The organism is Luteibacter sp. HAY1-4A (assembly GCF_056755355.1).
Map to the genome: position 1 here is coordinate 22,350 of NZ_JBNDHZ010000003.1, position 20,981 is coordinate 43,330.

Below are 20,981 nucleotides of genomic sequence, written 5' to 3' on the forward strand. Positions count from 1 at the left end.
CCCTGCCTTAGTTCAGTACTGGTAGATCAGCTGGAAGCCCGTGGTCGGCCGTTCGGTCTCGAATCCGCGCGGCGCGTGAATGCGCCGTCCCGCGAAGAGGTCCCAGCTCAAGCCTGCGTAGCTGCCGCGCAATCCGACGACCGCGCCCGTCAGCTGCCGATGTCCATCCACGGTCGACGGTCCGGCCACGCGGCCGATGTCCACGCCGAGGTACGGCGCCAGCGAACCGACCGGCAAGGTGAACGTGTTGCGGAGGTAAGCACCGCGTTCTCCCGCGAGCGTCTGCTCGCCGTCGAAGCCACGCACCGAGTAGCGGCCGCCGATGGTGATGAGCTCGGCGGCCGGCAGGTGGTCGGTCGACCGTTGCAGGCGCAGGCTGCTGTCCCAGATCGCCTGGCGATCTCCGAGCTTCAATGGCTGGCTCAGCGAAAGATCGAGCGTGGTGAGCCCATAGCGGTTGGTGGGAAAGCCCACCGCCGGGTCGTAACCGGTCCACTGGCTACCGAACCATGGCGTGCCGCGCTGGTATCCCAGGCGCGCATCGAGCTGGGCCTGTCCGATGTAATGCCGGTGCACCAGGGCAAGCTCCGCGCTCGCGACGCGCTGGCGCTGGATACCGACCTCCACGCCTTGGATGTAGCTGTGCGCACTGCGTGCGGCCAGGCGCATTTCCACCGAGGTCTTGCTCGACGTGCCGCGCGTCAGCAGGCGCTGCACGGTGATGTCGCTGGACGTGGAGATGCCCGTGGAGCGAAAGCGGGTCTCGAAGCCCTCGATCCACTGCCGATAGCGGTACGTGGAAATCGATCCGCTGAACGTCCACCAGCCCCAGGGAACGCTGTACGTCGCGTTCTCGCTGAAGGTGCTGCCGCCGTCGGCGTGGGTGAACAGCGCATGGCCCGCGCCTATGGAGAACAGGTCGTTCAGGCCCAGCGGGTTGTCGTATGAGACGTTGAGGTTGCCCTGGTTCTTGCCGGTGCCGTCGAGGCCCGAGTCGCTGGCGTCGAGCACGACGTGCCAGCGGCGCGTGGTGTGCACCGTGAGCACGACATCCGATTCGCCCACCTTCTCGCCGGGCGCGATGTCCATGGTCACGTCCTGCGACGGCACGCGCTTCAATTGCTCCAGCCCCTGCTCGATCGCGTGCAGGTTGAGCAGGTCGCCTTCGTGGATCGGGAACGCCGTGCGCCAGTTCAGTTCCGGCGAGCCGGGCGCGAAACGGATGTGCCGCAGCTTGCCCGGCACGAGAAGCATGCGCAGCTGGCCCTTCGAAATATCCTGCGCCGGCACGCCCACCCGGGTGGTCACGAAGCCACGTGCGATGACGAGGTTGGACAGTCGCCGTTGCAGGGCCTCAAGGCCGTCGCGGCCCACGCACTGGCCCACGAAACGGTCGAGATAACGCTGCGCCCAGGCGAAGTCCTGCAGCCGATCGCCCTCGAGCTTCAGGCTTTGCAGCGGGAAGCACGTGGTTTCTTTCGGCAACGGCGCGTCCAGCCGCTCGACCTGCGCCGGCGGTGTGGATTGGAACGGCGCCTCTTTGCGCTCCGCTTCCCTCCGTTCGAGTTGCTGTGCGCGACGCAGCTGCTCTTGCTTGTCCAACGTGGTCTGCTGCGCCGAGGCGGTACCGCCGGCCCCGATCGCAAGCAGGGAAATCAGCCCGTACGCCGTTGTGCGCCAACGGCCTTCCCCTGTAACCCTCATCAGTACTGCTACTCCAAACCGTCCTGGTTCAAGGGCGCGCGGGACCCCTCTCGAGTGCCACGGCCCGGCTCTTCAACGCCTGTTTTCGGCAGGCGACGCGGGAACTTTAGGGATGCCCGACGATTACGAATTCCCCTGGAGTCGATTATGATTTTTTCTTTATTTCACCAGTAAACGGTGTATTCATATTGACACACTGTCATGAGCGGGAAAGACTCGGCCCTCGTTAGCGCTCGACGAGACGCGTGTGTCCCCGCGCATTCGATCCACGCACGGGGCTCTGGCCACCTGGCCGCTGCGGGGAGCAATTGCAATGAAGAAAGTCGATCGGTTCCAGCGCCCGGGAGCGCGCCGTCATGTACGTCCGTTCCAACTCGCGCGCCGTGCCCTCGCGGCTTCGGTACTGCTGGCGTGTGCCCACGCGGCCACGGCACAGTCGTTGACCGGCGGCCTCTACGGCCATGAATCCGCCGGCACGGGGGTCACCATCCGTGTCGCCAGCGCGGCCACCGGCTTTCAACGCGACATAACGCCGGACGCGGATGGTCGATACACCGTCGCGGGCCTCAATCCCGGAACGTACCAGGTCACCTTGTTGCGCGACGGCCAGCCGCTCGGCAGCTACGACGTGGCGGTCAACCCGAATCGCAACGCGTCGGTGCCCGAACTCGGTGCGGCCCCGGCGGCGGCGGAAGCCAATGCGAGCGAGCTTGCGGGTGTCCAGGTATCGGCTACCGCGATGACGACGAACATCACGCCGATCGATGTCAGTACGCCCGAGCTCAGCACCAGCTACAACTACAAGCTGATCGATGCCCTGCCCGTCGACCGCAGCCCGGAAAGCGTGGCGAGGCTGGATTCCAGTGTCCGCTTCGACCAGCACAACACGGGCTTCGTTTCCATCGGCGGCGCCAGCCCCGCAGAGAACCGCTACTACTACAACGAATTCGACGTCACCAACGACAAGAACTCGCTGGGCTCCACCACCCTGCCCGCGGAAGCCATCAGCGACACCCAGCTGATCACCGGCGGCGCCAGCGCATCCTGGACCAACGCGACCGGTGGCGTGCTTTCCTCCACCATCAAGCAGGGCAGCAACCAGTTTCGCGCCGGCTATTCGTTGTACTTCACGCCGCCGACCTCGCGCTGGCTCAACCCGCGCGGTCACAACACGCTGAACTCGATCGGCGACTACTACAGCTATGCCTCGGCGAACAACCACGACGGCGTGGCGCAGCAATACCTCTGGGCCTCGGGCGCACTGGTGAAGGACAAGCTGTTCTTCTTCGCGCTGCTGGGTAACGAGCCGGCGAGCAAGAGCCAGGCTTACAACCAGACGCAGAAGCAGACGTCCAGCGCCCGCGACAAGAACTACCTGCTCAACCTCACCTGGAACATCACGGGAAACCAGTCGCTGAACGTTCTTGCGCACCGCGACTACGCGCAAACCTTCAACAACTACTACGACCTCGACGAAGACTACAACCCGAAATCGGTGGGCGCGTATCGCGCCTGGAGCCAGGTGCGTACCGACAGCCGCTTCCTCATCGGCAACTACCATTGGCAGATCAACGACGACCTGGCGCTGCGCCTGATGGGCGGCTACCTGGGCTCCATCGTGTATTCGCCAAGCTCGGGCGAGCAGGACACCGCGTTCCCGTATGTCACCTCCTACGACACGGCCACGCAGGTACAGACCAATATCGGCCGCAACAACGCGGCCTATGTGTACTCCCCGTCCGACTACTGGCGCCGCGGCTGGAAAGGCGACCTCACTTGGCAACTCGGCGACCATAAGCTCGTGTTCGGTGGCGAGTACTACAAGCATTCCCTCGCCAGCACCACGAACTCGGTGCCGGCCGGCTGGTTCACCTATTACAACCAGGCCAACGTGGCCCTGCTCAACGGCTCGCTGTCGCCGGCGGAAGGCCACTATGTCAGCCAGTACGTGGATCTCGAAGGCGGATCGTTCCAGACGATCAACAAGGGCGCCTACGTGGAGGATTACTGGCAGGCCACCGACCGCATGCTGCTCTACGGCGCCCTGCGCTGGGACAACTACATCTACAAGGACGGCGTGGGCAACCAGTTCATGCGCCTGCCGACCACGTCGCCACGCCTGGGCTTTTCCTGGGACGTGAACGGCGACAGCACGCTCAAGATCGGCGGCAGCCTCGGCAAGTATTCGATCCCCCTGCCCTCGTCCTTCAGCTTCGGCGTGGCCGAACCGCGCACCACCTATACGAACTACTACACCTACACCGGCATCGATCCGAACACGCAGGCGCCCACCGGACTCAGCCAGATCGGCAGTACGTACTACTACAACCAGGGCGTTCCCACGCCGGCACAGATAGCGGCCACGAACGTGAAGGCGCCCTACCAGTACGAAGCCCAGCTCTACGCACAGAAGCAGCTGACGCCCGAATGGTCCGGCCTGGTGCAGCTGGGCTGGACGGACCTGCGCCGCGTCGTGGAGGACACCTGCTACGGTGGCGGCGTGCAGGCGTATGCGCAGTCGCACGGCTATCCGGGCTACGAGCAGAACGACACCACCTGCTGGTTGGTGAATCCCGGCGAGAAGTTCACGCTGAAGCGCGACTACGACGGCGACGGGGACCTCGAGGCGCTGTCGATTCCGGGTACGGCGATCGGCATCCCGCGGCCCAAGCACAAGTACTACAACCTCAAGCTTGGCCTGACGCATGCGTCTTCCCCCGCCGAGCCGTACTTCCTCAACCTGAGCTACACCTACGCCCGCGAGTACGGCAACACGAACGGCCTGATCGACGAAGAACGGCGCAACGCCGGATGGATCGGCCAGACCACCGCGTTCAACTATCCGGCCGTCATGGTGGGCAGCAACGGCGATCTGGCGGGTGACATCCGCCACAGCTTCACGGCCACAGGTACGTACGACTTCGCCAACGGGCTGTCGCTAGGCGGTGTGTTCTCAGCGCACAGCGGCGCACCCACCAGTTGTCTCGGCACGGTGCCCGACGCCGCCGATCCGGCCTACCCGCTGGGCGCGGCCACGCACTATTGCGACGGCGTGGTCGACCGGCAGGGTTCCGATCGACGGCTGCCCTTCTTCTGGCAGCTCGACCTCTCGGCCACGTACCACTGGTCGATTAACGCGGCCAACGATCTCAGCCTGCAACTCAGGATGCAGAACGTCACCAATCGTCAGGGCACGATCGACATCAACCAGGGCTACGATACGGGTTCGCTCATCGACGGTGCCACGACGCAGAGCGTGAACTACCACGCCGCCACCTGGCAGCTTCCGCGCACGACGAGCATGGTGCTGCGGTACACGTTCCAGTGAAGGAGTTTCAATGAAGCGTTTCGTACTTGCGGGGCTGCTCCTGCAAGGTGTGTCGTGTCTCGCGGGCGCGTCCGTCCTGCACGCGGAAGCCACGCTGCCGTTGATTCCCCTGCCGGTGGAAAGCAGGCCGGCTTCGGGCTCCCTCGTCATCGATGCGCATACCGTCATCGGGTATGCGCCGGGCGATGCGGCGGCGAAGGCTGCCGCGGCGTACCTCGCGGCCGAAATCCAGCGAAGCCGCGGCCTGTCGCTTGCGGTGTCGTCTTCCGACAAGCCCGCGCAGGGCGCAATCGTGCTGCGGACGGACCCTAAGGATCCGGTCGGCAAGCCCGAAGGCTACACGCTAGACGTCGGTGCCGACGGCGTGCGTATCTCGGCGCGGAGCGGCGCCGGTCTGTTCTACGGCGCGGTTACGTTGTGGCAACTGGCGACGGCGGACGGCGGACAGGGCCGCACCAGCGTTCCCGCCGTAACCATCCACGACTGGCCGCGCTTCGCCTGGCGCGGCCTGATGCTCGACGTGGCCCGGCACTTCCACGACGTGGCGGGAGTGAAGCAGGTGCTGGACACGATGGCGGAACACAAGCTCAACGTTTTCCATTGGCACCTCAGCGACGACCAGGGTTGGCGCATCGAGATCAAGCGGTATCCAAAGCTCACCAGCGTGGGCGGCTGGCGGACGCCACCCGGTGCCGGCACGCATGGGGAACCGCAGCTTTATGGCGGCTTCTACACGCAGGCGCAGATTCGCGACGTGGTGGCCTATGCGGCTGCACGACACATCACCGTGGTGCCCGAACTCGACATGCCTGGCCATGCCCAGGCCGCCGTCGCGTCTTACCCCGAGATAGTGGGTGTGACCGCGGAACACCCGAAGGTATCGGTGGACTGGGGAGTGAATCCGTACCTGTACAACGTGGACGACAAGAGTTTCACCTTCATCGAAAACGTGCTCGACGAAGTCATGGCGTTGTTTCCGTCCACGTACATCCACCTCGGCGGCGATGAGGCGGTGAAAGACCAATGGAAGAACTCGCCAGCCGTGCAGGCCAGGATGAAAGCGCTCGGCATCGCGAACGAAGATGCCTTGCAGAGCTGGTTCATGGACAGGCTCGGCGAATACCTCGGCAAGCACGGCCGTCGGCTCATCGGTTGGGACGAAATACTCGAAGGCGGTATTCCGCGCACGGCCTCTGTGATGTCATGGCGCGGCGTGCAAGGCGCCATCGATGCCGCGAAGAAGGACCACGACGTGGTGCTGGCACCCGCCGGCTGGATGTATTTCGACAACCTGCAAAGCGACCGTGCGGACGAGCCGAACGGGCGCCTCTCCGTCCTGGACCTGAAGCGCGTGTATGGTTTCGAGCCCGTCGATGCGTCGCTCACGCCCGAACAGGCAACGCATGTCCTCGGCACAGAGGCCACGCTGTGGACCGAGTTCATTCCTTCCGCAGCGCACGTGCAGCACGCCTTGTTCCCGCGTCTGGACGCCATGTCGGAAATCGCGTGGTCGCCGAAAGAGTCGCGAGGGTGGGATGGTTTCCTCCAGCGCCTGCCCGCACAGCTGCGTCGCTACGCGAGCCTCGGGATCGGCGCCTCGGACACGGCCTTCGCACCCGCCATCCACGTGGACGAATCCGTACCTGCCGCGCTGGCATCCGGCAGGGCCACGGTGCGACTCGACAACCAGACGGGTTTCGGCACCGTGCGCTACACGACCGACGGCAGTACACCCGGCGCGAACTCGCCTGCTTATACGGGGGCGTTCAAGGTGAGCCTTCCCACGACGGTCCGCGCCATCGCGTTCGCGCCGGACGGTACGGCGTTGGCAGCCGTCCGTTCGCGCACCCTCGACCGCGCCAGCCTGCTCACCCGCAGCAATGGCGAATTCACCAAGTGCCCCGACGGCGGGCTGGGCCTGCGCATGCCCTTGCTTCCCGATCTCGGCGCCATGGACACGGCGGTGTACGACGTGGACCTCTTCCACTCCTGCTGGCTGTATCCGAAAGCCCCGCTGGACGGCATCGCGCGCATCCACGTCGACATGGCGCGCCTGGCGCGCAACTATGGCCTGGCTCATGACCAGTCCAAAGTGGTCTCCTACCCGGCGAAAACCGCACACGGCGAACTCGAGATCCACCAGGACACGTGCGCGGGCGCCCTGCTCGCAAGCCTGCCGCTTCCACCCGGCAACGCGTTGGGCGAGCGCTTCCCGCTCGACGGCGACCTGCCGGCCTCCAGCGGCGAACACGATCTCTGCCTGCGGGTGACGGCCCCGATCGACGGACCACTGTACGGTCTGGGTAAAGTGCAGCTCCTCGAACCGGCCACCAAGAAGAAACGATGACGTACCGCTGCCTCCTGCTTTCCCTCGCCATTGCCCTTGCCGGAAGCGCTCAAGCGGCGGCCCCGGCCACACCGGAGCAGAAGGCGACGGAGCTGGTCTCGCGCATGAGCCTCGAGGAGAAGGTCGCCCAGTTGCAAAGTGCGGCACCGTCGCTCCCGCGCCTCGGCATTCCCGCCTATGAATGGTGGAACGAGGGTCTGCACGGCGCCGCCAGGGCCGGCTATGCCACGGTGTTCCCGCAGGCCATCGGGCTTGCCGCCACATGGAATCCCGAGCTGCTGCGCCAGGTGGGCGACGTGGTGTCGGCCGAGGCACGCGCGCGATTCGACGCCATCGGTGCGGGTCGCGACCACGGCCGTTACGAAGGCCTGACCATCTGGTCGCCGAACGTGAACATCTTCCGCGATCCCCGCTGGGGCCGTGGCCAGGAAACGTATGGCGAGGATCCCTACCTCACCGGCCGTCTTGCCGTCGGTTTCGTCGAAGGCATCCAGGGCCCCGATCCCATGCATCCCCGGGCCATCGCCACGCCGAAGCATTTCGCGGTGCACAGCGGCCCGGAAGCAGGCCGGCACGGCTTCGACATCGACGTGTCGCCGCACGATCTCGAAGCCACCTACCTGCCGGCCTTTCGCGCGGCGGTGACCGAAGGCCGGGCGGGTTCGGTCATGTGCGCATACAACGCGCTGCATGGCACGCCGGTATGCGCCGATACCGGCCTGCTCGGCGACATCCTGCGCAAGAGCTGGGGCTTCGCAGGCTACGTCGTGTCCGATTGCGACGCCGTGGACGACATGACGAAGTTCCACTATTACCGTCCGGACAACGCCGGCTCGTCGGCGGCCGCGATCCGCGCGGGTACCGACCTGGACTGCGGCTTCGCCTATGCGGACCTCGTCCAGGCCGTACGCCGTGGCGATGTGGCGGAAGCGGTGCTGGACACCTCGCTCGTTCGCCTGTTCACCGCGCGCTACCGCCTCGGTGAACTGGGGGCCGCCGCCGTGCGGCCGAAGGCGGTGGCCACGGCAGCCCACGCCGCGCTCTCGCTGCGAGCCGCGCTGGAATCGATGGTGCTGCTGAAGAACGACGGCGGTGCCCTGCCCTTTCGCGGCACGCCGCGTATCGCCGTGATCGGACCGAATGCCGATACGGTCGAAACCCTGGAAGCAAACTATCACGCCACGCCGCGCAACCCCGTCACGCCGCTATCGGGCCTGCGCGAGCGGTTCGGCGCGGAGCGCGTCAGCTATGCGCAGGGTTCACCGGTCGCCGTCGGCGTGCCGGTGCCCATTCCCGAAACGGCCTTGCGCACCAGCGGCGCCCCCGACGCAGCGCCGGGCCTCGTCGGTCAGTACTTCGCCGGTACCGGCTTCGACGGAAAGCCGCGCAACACGCGAACCGATCGCACCGTGGACTTCGACTGGGATCACGTCGTACCGGCCGACCTGCCGAAGGGCCGTTACGCCGTGCGCTGGACGGGCACGCTCTTGCCGCCAGGTCCGGGCGACTACACGCTTGCGGTGCGCGTGGAGCGCTGCTTCGATTGCGCCGGCCACGATCCGGTCCGTCTCTTCGTCGATGGCAAGGCGATCATCGACGACGCGGGGGACGACACCTCGACGAAGGCCACCATCCGCTTCGACGACACGCGCCCGCACGACGTGCGCCTGGAATACGTGCACAGCGGTGAGGACCAGGGCGTGCGCCTCCAGTGGCTGCCGCCGGAAGCCGCGCAGCTGGCCGAAGTTGAGCGCGCCGTGGCGTCCGCGGATGTCACGGTGGCCTTCGTGGGGCTGTCGCCCGATGTCGAAGGCGAGGAGTTGCACGTCGACGTCCCCGGCTTCGATGGAGGCGACCGCACCGACATCGGTCTTCCCGCCCCGCAACAGGCGATGCTCGAACGGGCCGCCGCCGCGGGCAAGCCGCTCGTGGTAGTGCTCATGTCCGGCAGCGCCGTCGCACTGAACTGGGCGCAGGCGCATGCGGCCGCCGTTATCGCGGCGTGGTATCCCGGCGAACATGGCGGCACCGCCATCGCCAAGGTGCTGTCCGGCGACTACAACCCCGCCGGCCGTCTCCCGGTCACGTTCTATCGCTCGGTGCGCGACCTGCCGCCGTTCACCAGTTACCAGATGAAAGGGCGCACGTACCGGTACTTCAAGGGCACCCCGCTTTACCCGTTCGGCCACGGCCTGAGCTACACGCGCTTCGGCTACAGCGACGCGCAGGTATCCACCGCCACGCTCGATGCCGGACAGACGCTCACGGCGAGCGTCACCGTACGCAACAGCGGCGACCGCGCCGGCGACGAAGTGGTCCAGGCGTATCTGGGCTATCCCGCCACGGATACGCTGGCGCCAACGCGCAGCCTCGTGGGCCTCCAGCGTATCCACCTTGCACCGGGCGAATCGCGCACAGTGACCTTCCCCCTCGACGCCCGGCGGCTGAGTTCGGTGGATGCGACCGGCAAGCGTGCGGTGACCGCAGGTGACTACCAGCTCTTCATCGGGGGCGGCCAACCGGGCGATGCGCCAGGGCAGAAGATCGACTTCGCGATCCAGGGCAAGAAGGATTTACCGCGGTGAGTGCCACGCTCTGCACAAAGCCCTTCTTCAGGGACGTTGCTCCGGCTGGAAAACGAATGCCTCGCTCCACTCTCGCCCTCGTTGCCTTCGCCATCGGTACGCTCGGAGCGTCTCCTGCGGTGTTTGCCAATCCCCCGGTGACAGTGTCGGGCGCGCATTTCATCCGCGAAGGAAAGCCGTACCAGATCATTTCGGGCGACATGCATTTCCAGCGTGTGCCGCGCGCGTACTGGACGGATCGCCTGCGCAAGGCGCGGGCGATGGGCCTGAACACCATCACCACCTACGTGTTCTGGAACCTGATCGAGCCGGAACCGGGAACGTTCGACTTCGGCGGGAACAACGATGTGGCCGCCTTCGTGAAGGCGGCGCAAGCGGAAGGCCTGAACGTGATCCTGCGTCCCGGGCCGTACATCTGCGGCGAATGGGATGCCGGCGGATATCCCGCCTGGCTGTTTGCCGTGCCCGGCATGCGCGTGCGTTCGCGCGATCCACGTTTCCTCGCGGCCTCCGATCGCTACCTGCAACGCCTCGGTAAGGAACTCGCCCCGCTGATGGCGAGCCGGGGTGGCCCGATCGTCGCCACCGAACTCGAGAACGAGTACGGCTCGTACGACAACGACAAGGCGTACCTGGAAACCATCCGCTCGCAGTTGCAACGCTCCGGGCTGGCCGACGACGTTCTACTCACATACGACGGACCGGATCTGCTCGCCAACGGCACCCTTCCCGGCGTTACGGCGGTCATCGATTTCGCTCCCGGCGAAGCGAAGAAGAGCTTCGACCTGCTCGACCGTTTCCGTCCGGGCACGCCGCGCATGGCGGGCGAATATTGGGCGGGCTGGTTCGACCAGTGGGGTGGCAAGCACGCGAAGACCGACGCGAAGCGCGAAGCCGATGAAATCGGCTGGATGCTGAAACAGGGTTACTCCGTGAACGTATACCTCGTTCACGGCGGCACGAGCTTCGGCTTCATGAACGGTGCGAACTACCAGGGCAATCCCTCCGACCACTACGCGCCGCAGACCACCAGCTACGACTACGACGCTGCCCTCGACGAGGCCGGCAGGCCCACGGCGAAGTACGCGCTATTCCGCGACACGATCGCGAAAGCCACCGGGCGCACGCCGCCCGCGGTTCCCGCGTCGCCGCCCGTCGGCACGCTGCCCGCATTCACGCTGAAGGAATCGACGTCGCTTTGGGACAACCTGCCCACACCGCAGGCCTCGGACCAGCCCAAGCCCATGGAAGCGTATGGGCAGGCCTACGGATACATTCTCTATCGCACGCGCGTGCATGGGCCGTTTCGCGGCACGCTCTACCTGGGCGACGTGCGCGACTACGCCACGGTGTACCTCGATCGGAAAGCCAGCGGCACGGTCGAACGGCGGCTCAAGCAGGTGTCCACCCAGATCGACATCGGACCCGGCGAGCACACGCTGGACATACTGGTGGAAAACACGGGACGGGTGAATTACGGCCCACGCATGGAGGACGGCCGCGCGGGCATCGTCGATCCGGTGCTGCTCGGCGACACGATCCTTCATGGTTGGCAGGTGTTCCCGCTGCCGATGACATCGCCCGAATCGCTCCGCGGCTGGACCACCGCCAACGTCGAGGGGCCCGCCTTCCACCGCGGCTCCGTCCACATCGACGTACCGACCGACACTTTCCTCGACGTTCGCGCCTTCGGCAAGGGCGCCGCGTGGCTCAATGGCGTGAACCTTGGGCGCATCTGGTCGATCGGACCACAACACGATCTGTATGCACCGGCACCGTGGTTCCGGCGCGGCGAGAACACCGTGGTGGTGTTCGATCTGCAGACGCGTACGGCACCCGCCCTGCGCGGCGTCGATCAACGACTCTGGTCCGATGTTCCGGCATCGCCTTGACCCCTACTTACCCAGGATTCTTCCCGATGTCCCAACTTGCCTCCCGTCGCGTGAAAACTCTCCTGGCTGCGGCGCTGCTCGCGGCGCTGCCGTTTTCCGGCCAGGCCGAATCGTTCGCCGACGTGAAGCCTTCGCCGCAGCAGGTGGCGTGGCAGGACCTCGAATTCGGCGTGATCGTCCACTTCGGTACGAACACGTTCCTCGACCGCGAATGGGGCGACGGCACCGCATCGCCGTCGGTGTTCAATCCCGACAAGGTCGATCCTGACCAATGGGCGCGCGCGGTGAAAGCGGCGGGTGTGCGATACATGGTGCTGGTGGCGAAGCACCACGACGGCTTTGCGCTATGGCCAACCGGACAGACCGACTATTCGGTGAAAGCCAGTCCGTGGAAGGGTGGCAAGGGAGACCTCGTGCGCATGGCGTCCGAGGCGGCGAAGAAGAACGGCCTTGGGTTCGGCGTATATCTGTCGCCGTGGGACCGTCACGATCCTCGCTACAAGGACTCCGCGGCCTACGACAAGTACTACCTGTCCGAGATGGAAGAGTTGGTGCAGAACTACGGCCCGCTCACCGAGTGGTGGCTGGACGGCGCCGGGAGCGCGGGGCACGTGTACGACTTCGCGAAGTACGTCGAGACGCTGCGTACCTATCAGCCCAATACCATGGTCTTCGCCGACGTGGCCCTGTTCGACTACGGCGACATCCGCTGGGTGGGCAACGAGCAAGGCGTGGTGCAAGGCGAGAACTGGAACGTCATCGACCGCCACGGGCAGCTTCGCTGGCGCCCGCTCGAGGTGGACACGCCGCTGCACAAGCTGCACTGGTTCTACAGTTCGAAGCCGGACTTCGCTACGTCGCTGAAGACCGTGGACGAACTGATGGACAACTGGGAAAGCAGCGTCGGCAAAGGCGGCCAGCTGATGCTGGGCATCGCGCCCGACCGGCATGGCCTGTTACCGGAGGCCGACGTGAAGCGGCTGGCCGAATTCGGCAAGGCGCTGAAGGCGCGTTATGGCGAGGAGGCGAACCTCGCAGCGAAACACGCCACCGCGGACGAAAACGTCGCCGCGGCGCTGGACGGCGACCCGGCCACGTTCTGGTCGGCTCCCGCTGGTTCGGCCCATGCCACGCTGGAAGTCGATCTTGGCCGCGACGTGACCTTCGACCATGCGATGAGCATGGAGCGGCTCGACGATGGGCAGAACGTGCGCGGCTACGCCGTGCAGGTATGGGACGGCCAGGGGTGGAAGACCGTGGCACAGGCCGAAGCCATCGGCCATATGAAGATCGATCGCTTTCCGGCGGTGACGGCAAGGAAAGTGCGGTTGAACATCCTCTCGTCGGTGGGCACGGCGCGCATCCGCGAGTTCAAGCTGTTCAACGTGGAGCATCGCCGCTGAAGCGGCTCCCACACAGGTCAGTAGTTCGTTGTGGGAGCCGCTTCAGCGGCGATGGATTCGCCTTAGCTGCTCAGCGCACCGCGTTCGGCAGCTCGTCCCAGATCTTCGGGTCTTCGGCACCCAGAACCCAGGCGCAGAAGCCCTGCAGGCCGTACTGCTTCGTCACGTCGTAGCGGTCGCGGAATGCGCGGGCATCGGGCAGGAACACCCACTCGCGCATCTGGTCGCGGTAGAAATAGAACCACGACTCGTGTTCCACCGGGTCCCACTGCATCGTCACATTGAAGCGCTTCGCCAGCGGGAAGGATTCGTCCGCGTCGATGTAGCTGGCGGAGATGTTGGAGTTCTCCTTGCCGTCGGCTCCCACCGGGTTGCCGGCGTACCAGTGGTAACCGTACAGGCCGATGCCGAGCGACAGCTTCTCCTTCGGTACCACCTTCAGTGCGTATTCCAGGTGCTCCATCACCCATGGCATGCCGGCGACGGGGCCCGGCGTGGTCCAACGGGTGTGCTGGTCGTAGGTCATCAGGCAGACGATATCCAGCACCTTCGCCAGCTCCTTCAGGTCGTACGCGCCCCGCCAGTATTCCCACATCCACTTGCTGAAGGCGCCGTGCCCGGCATGGCCCGGCGCATTCGGCACCACCGCCATCGACAGCTGCAGGCCGTGCTTGTGCAGCGCCTCGTAGGTCTGCTTCGTCAACAGCGTGAGCTTGTCGCGGTCGGTCCAGTCGATGTTCTCGAAATCGAACTGGAATCCGCTGAAGCCATGCTGCTTCGCTTCGGAAACCATGGCGTCGATCATCGCCTTCTTGGCCGTCTCGTTGCCCAGCAGCGCATGGAACTTCTCGCGGTCGCCGCCGGCCGAGATGATCGGCATGACGGGCAGCTTGTGTTCCTTCGCGATCTTCAGCACGTAATCGTCCGGGCCGCCGGAGACCAGGCCATTCGCGTCCACGCCGTACCAGGTGGGCACCAGCAGGTCGATCTTGTCCACGTGCGCCTCGAACGAGGCGATCGATTTCTGCGATTCCATCATGTAGAAGAGTGCGACCGGTGCCTTGGCGAAGGCACCGAACGGCAACCACAAGAGGCAGGCGAGCAGCGGGAGTATCCGTCGTTTCATCGGGTGGCCTTGGTGGGATTCGCCGTCGCCAGGCCAATGCGGAACACGTACGCATCGCTGCCGACGGGATGGGGAGGAAGTCGCAGGTGCAGGCCGTCGGCGTCCTGGGTGAATGGCACGGTGCTGCCGTCGGCAAGCAGTTGCACGCGGGTTACCTTGTCGTCGGGCCGGATCGAGCGCACCGTAGCCAGCCCTTTCGCAGGCCAGCCGAGTTCGATCGCATAAAGGTTGCCGTTGCCGGTGGTGAAGCGGAAATCCTGGGCGGTATACGGCTTGGTCTTGGTGTCCTGGAAGGTGCCCCCGACCACTTCGGTCGGACCTTCGCCATACACGCGCCACGGCTTGCTGCCGTAGATGGCCTCGCCGTTGACCTTGAGCCAGCGGCCGATGCTGCGCAACGTATCCTGCGCGCCCTGCGGAATTGTTCCATCGGCGCGCGGGCCGATATTGAGCATGAGGTTGCCGTTCTTGCTCACCACGTCGGCCAGGAGATGGATGATGAACGTGGGTGACTTGTACGTATCGTGCTCGACGTAGCCCCAGGAGTCGTTGCTGATGGAGGTGTCGGTCTGCCAGTGGGTGTCGTGGATGCCGGTGAGTTGCCCGCGCTCGATATCCAGCGTGCCCGCGCCTTCGGGAAAGTCGCCCAGCTTGTAGTTCACCACCACGCCGTCGCGCTTTGCGCCGTCGTTGTAGTAATACGAAAGCAAGGTGGGCAAGGTGTTCCGGAGCGTGGGGTGGCCGATCCACCAGTCGAAATAGATCAGGTCCGGGTGATAGTCGTCGATCAGCTCGGCGGTCCGCGCCAGCCAGTCGTCCAGCCAGGCCTGCGACACGTAGGTCCAGTCGTCGGCCAGGTTTTCGTCGTGCTTGCTGAGGTGGTCCACAGCAGGGCCGTACAGCTCCGCGTTCGCCGGATCGTTCACGTCGGAATCGAAGTGCCGGCCGCCGTCGAAGAACCAGTCGTGCTCCGCACGGTGCGACGACACGCCGAAACGCATCCCCTGCCCTCGCACGGCCTTGGCCAGCAAGCCGATGACGTCGCGCTTCGGGCCCTTCTTCACCGCCGTCCAATCCGACAGCCGGGAGTCGTACATGGCGAAGCCGTCGTGATGCTCGGCCACCGGCACGACATACTTCGCCCCCGCTTCTCGGAACAGCGCGGCCCAGGCATCGGCATCGAAATGCTCCGCCTTGAACATCGGCACGAAGTCCTTGTAGCCGAAGCGAGACTGCGGCCCATAGGTGGCGACGTGATGGGCGAATTCCTTCGTGCCCTGCTGGTACATGTTGCGCGAGTACCACTCGCTACCGAACGCGGGCACCGAATAGACGCCCCAGTGGATGAAGATGCCGAACTTCGCATCGTCATACCACGCGGGCGACCGGTACCCCTTCAGCGAAGCCCAGTCGGGCCGGAACGGACCGTCGGCCACGTCCTTGCGCACATGCTCGAGGATCGCGTTGCGTTGCGGCGCGAACTTGGCCGAAGCCGCCTGCCAGGCCATGTCCTGCGTTTGCGGCGACGAGCCGGCGGTGGGAGCGGTTGCCTGGCCGGCATGCGCACCGCCAACCAGCAAAGCCGCCGTCGCAAGGCAAGCCAATCGTCGTCGCAGCATGTGTCACTCCTTTCGGCAAAAAAGACCGGCGGCGTTCCCGAGGGAGTCGAACGCCGCCGGTTCGCGCTTAAAGCTTGAAGTTCATCGTGACGGAGTACGTACGGCCGCTCTTGTACTCGCCGATGGGAGCGTACTTGATGTCGGCGTACTGGTAGTACGTGGAGTCCAGCAGGTTCGTCGCGCTCAGGGTAATGCCGGCCCACGCGTTGATCTGGTACGAGGCGCTGAGGTCCAGTTCCTTGTAGGCGTCGGCGAACACGTTCGAGTTCAGGCGCCCCACCTGGGTGAAGTACGGCGACCGGCGGCTGTAGTTGATGCGCGCCGACCACGGCCCATGCTCGTAGTACGGAATGATGTTGATCGTGTTCTTGGACAGGTACGGCAGGTTGAGCTTGTCGCCGGCGGCGTTCGTCTGGGTGGTCGCCTTGCTGTACGTATAGTTGGTCTGGATGCCGAAGCCGTAGCCGAGATCCTGCTGGTAGATCAGCGACAGGCCGGACACCTTGGCGTTGGACGCGTTGACCGGCGAGGTCACCGAATAGAGATTGGTCTGACCGGTGGTCGGGTCGGTGATCGTCCGCTCGGTGGTGGTCGTCACGATGTAGCTGTCGATCTTGCGGACGAAACCTTCCACCGAGAGCAGGCTGGCCGGGGCGAAGTACCACTCGGCCGAAACGTCGAAGTTCGTCGACTGGTAGGGCTTCAGGTTGGGATTGCCGGCGCTGGCGGTGAAATTGCCCGTGCTGGCGCCGCTGAGCGAGGTGGCGCCAGCCAGGTCGCCGTAGCGCGGACGGGCGATCACCTTGGCCACCGACAGGCGCGCCACCTTGTCGTCGTCGATGTCGTAGGCGAGGTTGAAGGACGGTAGTGGCTTGTAATAGTGCGTGGTGCCCGAGACGCGGTTATAAGTGCCGCCGTCGCTGTTCACGTAGTAGCTGGACGTGTCCTTCGTATCGACATAGCGCACACCGACGTTGCCGCGCCACGGGCCGCCCTGATAGTTCACCTGGAGATAGGCGTCCTTGGTGACTTCCGCCACGCCGAACATCGCCGGGTAATTGATCGTGTATGGGCCCTGGGGCTGGCCGTTGAGGTACGACACGACCGCGCCCTTGCTGGCAGTGGGCCAGTCGGTGAGGTCGCCGCTGGCGTGCAGGCCGTCGAACAGGCCGCCGGGCGTGCTGCCCGGATCGAAGTCGAGCAGCGAGACCGGATCGGTGGTATTGATACGGTTGCCGCGCGAGTTGGTGCCGTTGAAGTGGTTGGTGTACTTCACGCCCATCTGGATCTGGTTGATGGGCCCCCACTCAAGGTCGCGGGTGGCATCGAACTGCGCATAGCGCTCGCGGTCCTTCGTGGTTTCGTAATAGATGCCGCCCGCCTGGTTCTGGCCCGGCAGCGAGGTGTCGCCCGGCGGCGAGTTCGCCGGCGAACCCGGCAGGCCCCAGTTGGCGGCCGAGCCGTTCTGGTAGTTCACGCTGGTATTGCGGCCGTCGTAACCGAAATTGTACCCACCGTTCTTCAGCAGGTACTTCATCAGGTATTCCGGGTCCTTGCCGCCGCTGGCGGAGGTATAGCCCACCTGGCTGGTGAACACCCAGGCATCGCCGTTGAAGTCGTGGCGAAGGTTGATGCTCTTGGTGGAGACCTCGGTCTTGCGGTAGTTCGCATCCAGCTCCGCGTAGGGTTGGCCGTTGCCCGTCGCGGACGAGACGGTGCCCGAGGTGATGTAGCCGTTGTTGACGTTGATGTCCGTCAGCTTGTTGAGGTCGCCGCAGCCCGGGCAGACGTAGCGCGACTCGCTGAAGTTGTTGTACTTGCCCTTGACGTAAAGGCCCGTCAGGTTGAATTCGTTCTTCTCGTCGGGGCGCCACTGCAGCGCGGACTGGATGCCGTTGCGCTCGCGTTCCTGCTGGAAATACGCACTGTTGATACCGACGGGAATCTTCGCGTTGGCGTAGTTGGGATCGCCGGTGACCGTCGGGTTGCCGGTGATGTTGGCGCCCGTGGTGTAACCGAAGAACTCGATGCCCGCGCGGGACAGGTTTTCCTTGTCGTGCGTGACGCTGGTCAGGAAGCCGAACGTGCTGTCGGCATTCTTCCAACTCCACAGTGCCGATCCACGCGGATTGCCGTCCTTCGAGCGGTCGTTGTAGTTGTACCCGAGTGAACCGCGCAACGTATTCGCCGGCAGGTCCAGCGGCTTGCGCGTGTGGATGATCACCGTGCCGCCGATGCTGCCTTCGTCGATGCGGGCCTCGGGCGACTTGTAGACCTCCATGAGTCCGATGATCTCGGGCGACAGCAGGGAGTAATTGAAGGTGCGGCCACTGGTATCGGTGGGATTGCCACCCCAGTCGCCGGAAGCGATGGTCTGGCCGTTGAGGAGCACGCGGTTCAGCGCGGCGTCGGTGCCGTTGACGCTGATCTTCTCGCCCTCGCCGAACTGGCGATCCACCGTGATGCCGGGAAGGTGCGACAGCGACTCCGCGGCATTGGTATCGGGAAACTTGCCGATGTCGGTGGCGCTGATGGCGTCCACGACAGCATTCGCATTGCGCTTGACGTCGATGGCCTTCTCGAGGCTTCCCCGGTAACCGGTGACGGTTACCTCCTGAAGCTGCTGGACCTGCTTCTCGGCGGCCCTCTCCTGCGCCGTTTTCGGTTTGTCCGCCTGGGCGGGTGCCGCGTCCTGCGCCTGTGCCACCGTGGCGAGCGCGTACACGATGCTCGCACACAGCAAGGTCTTGCTGATCTTCATGGATGGTCTCCCCAAACCTCTGCCCGGATGCACGCGCCTGGCCCCGGCAGGGCGGCGCATGCTTGGTGTGTATGAATCCGTGCCGTTGGCGACGGCGCGGGAACGTTGGCGCTTGGCACCCGTGAAAGGAGGAATGGCCGACCCCTCGCCGCCCTATCCACCTCGTCATGCCCGTTTCCGGCAAGCGTTCACTGGCGAACCGAGTATTCAGATATGTTTCGCACGATTCAAGTTGCGATGCAACATGAGGAAAAGAGTGATCTTGACGCTGGACAAGTTCACCTATAAACGTAATATCCATATCTGTTCAGTGCTGCGCACCGAGTGCGGCACGCCCCGGGGAGCCTCGATGTCGTTGCCGAAAGCCGGCCCAGCAGCCACACCGCACAACGCGCCTTTGTCGCCGTTGGCGTTCGGCGGCGCGCCGGTGGGCAACCTCTACAACGAGGTTGACGAGGCAGAAGCCGAGCGCGCCATTGGGCACGCATGGGAAGGCGGGATTCGCCACTTCGACACGGCGCCCTACTACGGTTTTGGACTGAGCGAATCGCGTATCGGAAAGGTGCTTTCCGACGTGCCACGCAAGAGCTACACGATCTCGACGAAGGTCGGGCGGGTTATCGAGGACGTCGCGGGCCATCGCGGACAGGACGACGGATTCGCCGTCGACGGCCGCGCCGCACGCTTCGACTACAGCCGTGCCGGCGTGCGACGCAGCCTGGAAGCCAGCCTGCGACGGCTGCGCCTCGAATACGTCGACATCCTGTTCCTGCACGACATCGGCGCGCTCACACACGGCGACCGCCACCCGCAGGTACTGGCCCAAGCGTTGGACGAGGCGCTTCCCGAGATGGCACGCATGCGCGAGGAAGGCCTCGTCGGCGCCATCGGCCTCGGCGTGAACGAGGAAGCCGTCTGCCTCGAAGTGATGCCGCGCTTTCCGCTGGACGTCATCATGCTTGCCGGGCGCTACACCCTCTTCGAGCAGCACGCGAGCAAGGCCGTGATGGAGCGTGCCGCGGCGACTGGTGTGTCGGTGCTCGTGGCAGGTCCCTACAACTCCGGCCTGCTGGGCTCCGGGGACGGTCCGGGGTCCACGTATGACTACGCACCGGCATCGGCGGAAATCCGTGCTCGCGCACAGCGCTACTACGACGTATGCCGCCGCACCGGCGCTGAGGTCGGTGCTGCCGCCCTGCAATTCCCCCTCGCCCACCCCGCGGTTTCCGCGGTGGTCTGCGGGCTGCGCTCGACGAGCGAAGTGGACGCCGCGTTGCACCGCTGGCGCGCGCACGTACCACCGGCCACATGGGACGCGCTTCGCGACGAAGGACTGATCGATCCGACGGTGCCCACGCCATGATCGTCGATGCGCACCGGCACTATTGGGACCCTTCCCGGCTCCGTTACGACTGGCTCCGCGGCGCGCCCGACGCGCTCCGCCGTGCCTTCCTGCCGTCCGACCTGCCGGGTGAAAGCGACCGCTGCATTCTCGTGCAGGCTGCGCCGGACGAGCGAGAGACACGCTTCCTCTTCGAGATCGCCCGTAACGATCCCGGGGTGCTTGGCGTCGTGGGCTGGGTGGATATGGAAGCGCTCGATGTCGCTTCGCGCCTCGACTGGCTCGTGGCAGACGGCGGCGGCCTGCTGCGCGGCATTCGGCCGATGGTGCAGGACATACCCGATACGCAGTGGCTGGCTTCGCCCGGGCTCGACATCGCTTTCGAACACATACGCGAGCGCGGGCTGGTGTTCGATGCGCTGGTGGACGGGCGTCACCTGCGTTCGCTCGCCGATCGCCTGGCGCGGCACCCGGGCCTTCACACCGTGATCGACCATGCCGCGAAACCCGATATCGCCGGCGGTAGCTTCGCCGAATGGGCCACGTCGATCGCACGTCTCGCGCAAATGCCCGATGTGTATTGCAAGCTCTCCGGCCTGCTCACGCAGACGGGCCCCACGCCCAGGCCGGAAACGCTCGAGCCCTACGTGGCGCACCTGTTCGATGCGTTTGGGGCGAATCGCCTCATCTGGGGCAGCGACTGGCCGGTGCTCACCACGCACGCGACCTACGACGCGTGGAAAGCCTGCGCGCGTGCCCTGGTCCAGCGCCTTGCACCTCGCGCGGAGGCCGCCGTTTTCGGCGGTAACGCACTCACCGTTTATTCCCTGGCCGGCCACGTGCCGGCGCACGCCGCTTCGAGGACATCGTGATG

At 65.2% G+C, this 20,981-nt stretch carries 11 protein-coding genes; 7 read left to right on the top strand and 4 right to left on the bottom strand.

The window, feature by feature from the left end:
- Nucleotides 1-12 precede the first annotated feature (12 nt).
- A complete protein-coding gene (locus ACPYOD_RS01480) occupies nucleotides 13-1,704 on the bottom strand; it encodes a ShlB/FhaC/HecB family hemolysin secretion/activation protein (RefSeq protein WP_481299954.1) in 1,692 nt (563 codons plus the stop codon).
- A gap of 313 nt (nucleotides 1,705-2,017) precedes the next feature.
- Between ACPYOD_RS01480 and ACPYOD_RS01485 the strand changes: the two genes are divergently transcribed.
- The 5 genes from ACPYOD_RS01485 to ACPYOD_RS01505 are packed head-to-tail and all read left to right on the top strand — an operon-like array spanning nucleotide 2,018 to nucleotide 13,259.
- Nucleotides 2,018-5,032 carry a TonB-dependent receptor gene (locus tag ACPYOD_RS01485; RefSeq protein ID WP_481299955.1) on the top strand — a complete coding sequence of 1,005 codons (3,015 nt, stop codon included), beginning with the start codon at nucleotides 2,018-2,020 and terminating at the stop codon, nucleotides 5,030-5,032.
- Between the two features lie 10 nt (nucleotides 5,033-5,042).
- On the top strand, nucleotides 5,043-7,379 hold the full coding sequence (locus tag ACPYOD_RS01490; protein ID WP_481299956.1) for a beta-N-acetylhexosaminidase: 2,337 nt from the start codon (nucleotides 5,043-5,045) through the stop codon (nucleotides 7,377-7,379).
- Nucleotides 7,376-9,964, top strand: coding sequence for a glycoside hydrolase family 3 C-terminal domain-containing protein (locus tag ACPYOD_RS01495; protein WP_481299957.1), 2,589 nt, complete (start codon nucleotides 7,376-7,378; stop codon nucleotides 9,962-9,964). The genes ACPYOD_RS01490 and ACPYOD_RS01495 overlap by 4 nt, the downstream gene beginning before the upstream one ends.
- A gap of 56 nt (nucleotides 9,965-10,020) precedes the next feature.
- Nucleotides 10,021-11,856: a glycoside hydrolase family 35 protein gene (locus tag ACPYOD_RS01500; RefSeq protein ID WP_481299958.1), complete on the top strand. Its 1,836-nt coding sequence runs from the start codon at nucleotides 10,021-10,023 to the stop codon at nucleotides 11,854-11,856.
- Between the two features lie 26 nt (nucleotides 11,857-11,882).
- Entirely contained in the window at nucleotides 11,883-13,259 is a 1,377-nt protein-coding gene (locus tag ACPYOD_RS01505) for an alpha-L-fucosidase (protein ID WP_481299959.1), read from the top strand.
- Between the two features lie 70 nt (nucleotides 13,260-13,329).
- Here ACPYOD_RS01505 and ACPYOD_RS01510 read toward each other — a convergent pair whose 3' ends face one another.
- The 3 genes from ACPYOD_RS01510 to ACPYOD_RS01520 all read right to left on the bottom strand — a co-directional run bounded on the left by ACPYOD_RS01510 (nucleotide 13,330) and on the right by ACPYOD_RS01520 (nucleotide 18,765).
- Complete coding sequence (locus ACPYOD_RS01510; RefSeq protein ID WP_481299960.1) at nucleotides 13,330-14,385, bottom strand: glycosyl hydrolase family 18 protein; 1,056 nt, start codon at nucleotides 14,383-14,385, stop codon at nucleotides 13,330-13,332.
- Nucleotides 14,382-16,004, bottom strand: coding sequence for an alpha-L-fucosidase (locus tag ACPYOD_RS01515; RefSeq protein WP_481299961.1), 1,623 nt, complete (start codon nucleotides 16,002-16,004; stop codon nucleotides 14,382-14,384). Before ACPYOD_RS01515 ends, ACPYOD_RS01510 begins: the two co-directional genes overlap by 4 nt.
- 67 nt (nucleotides 16,005-16,071) lie before the next feature.
- Nucleotides 16,072-18,765, bottom strand: coding sequence for a TonB-dependent receptor (locus tag ACPYOD_RS01520; protein WP_481299962.1), 2,694 nt, complete (start codon nucleotides 18,763-18,765; stop codon nucleotides 16,072-16,074).
- 349 nt (nucleotides 18,766-19,114) lie between these two features.
- Here ACPYOD_RS01520 and ACPYOD_RS01525 point away from each other — a divergent pair, with 349 nt between their 5' ends.
- Together ACPYOD_RS01525 and ACPYOD_RS01530 are read left to right on the top strand one after the other, a co-directional pair.
- Nucleotides 19,115-20,128 carry an aldo/keto reductase gene (locus ACPYOD_RS01525; protein WP_481300028.1) on the top strand — a complete coding sequence of 338 codons (1,014 nt, stop codon included), beginning with the start codon at nucleotides 19,115-19,117 and terminating at the stop codon, nucleotides 20,126-20,128.
- Nucleotides 20,125-20,979, top strand: coding sequence for an amidohydrolase family protein (locus tag ACPYOD_RS01530; protein WP_481299963.1), 855 nt, complete (start codon nucleotides 20,125-20,127; stop codon nucleotides 20,977-20,979). Before ACPYOD_RS01525 ends, ACPYOD_RS01530 begins: the two co-directional genes overlap by 4 nt.
- Nucleotides 20,980-20,981 lie beyond the last annotated feature (2 nt).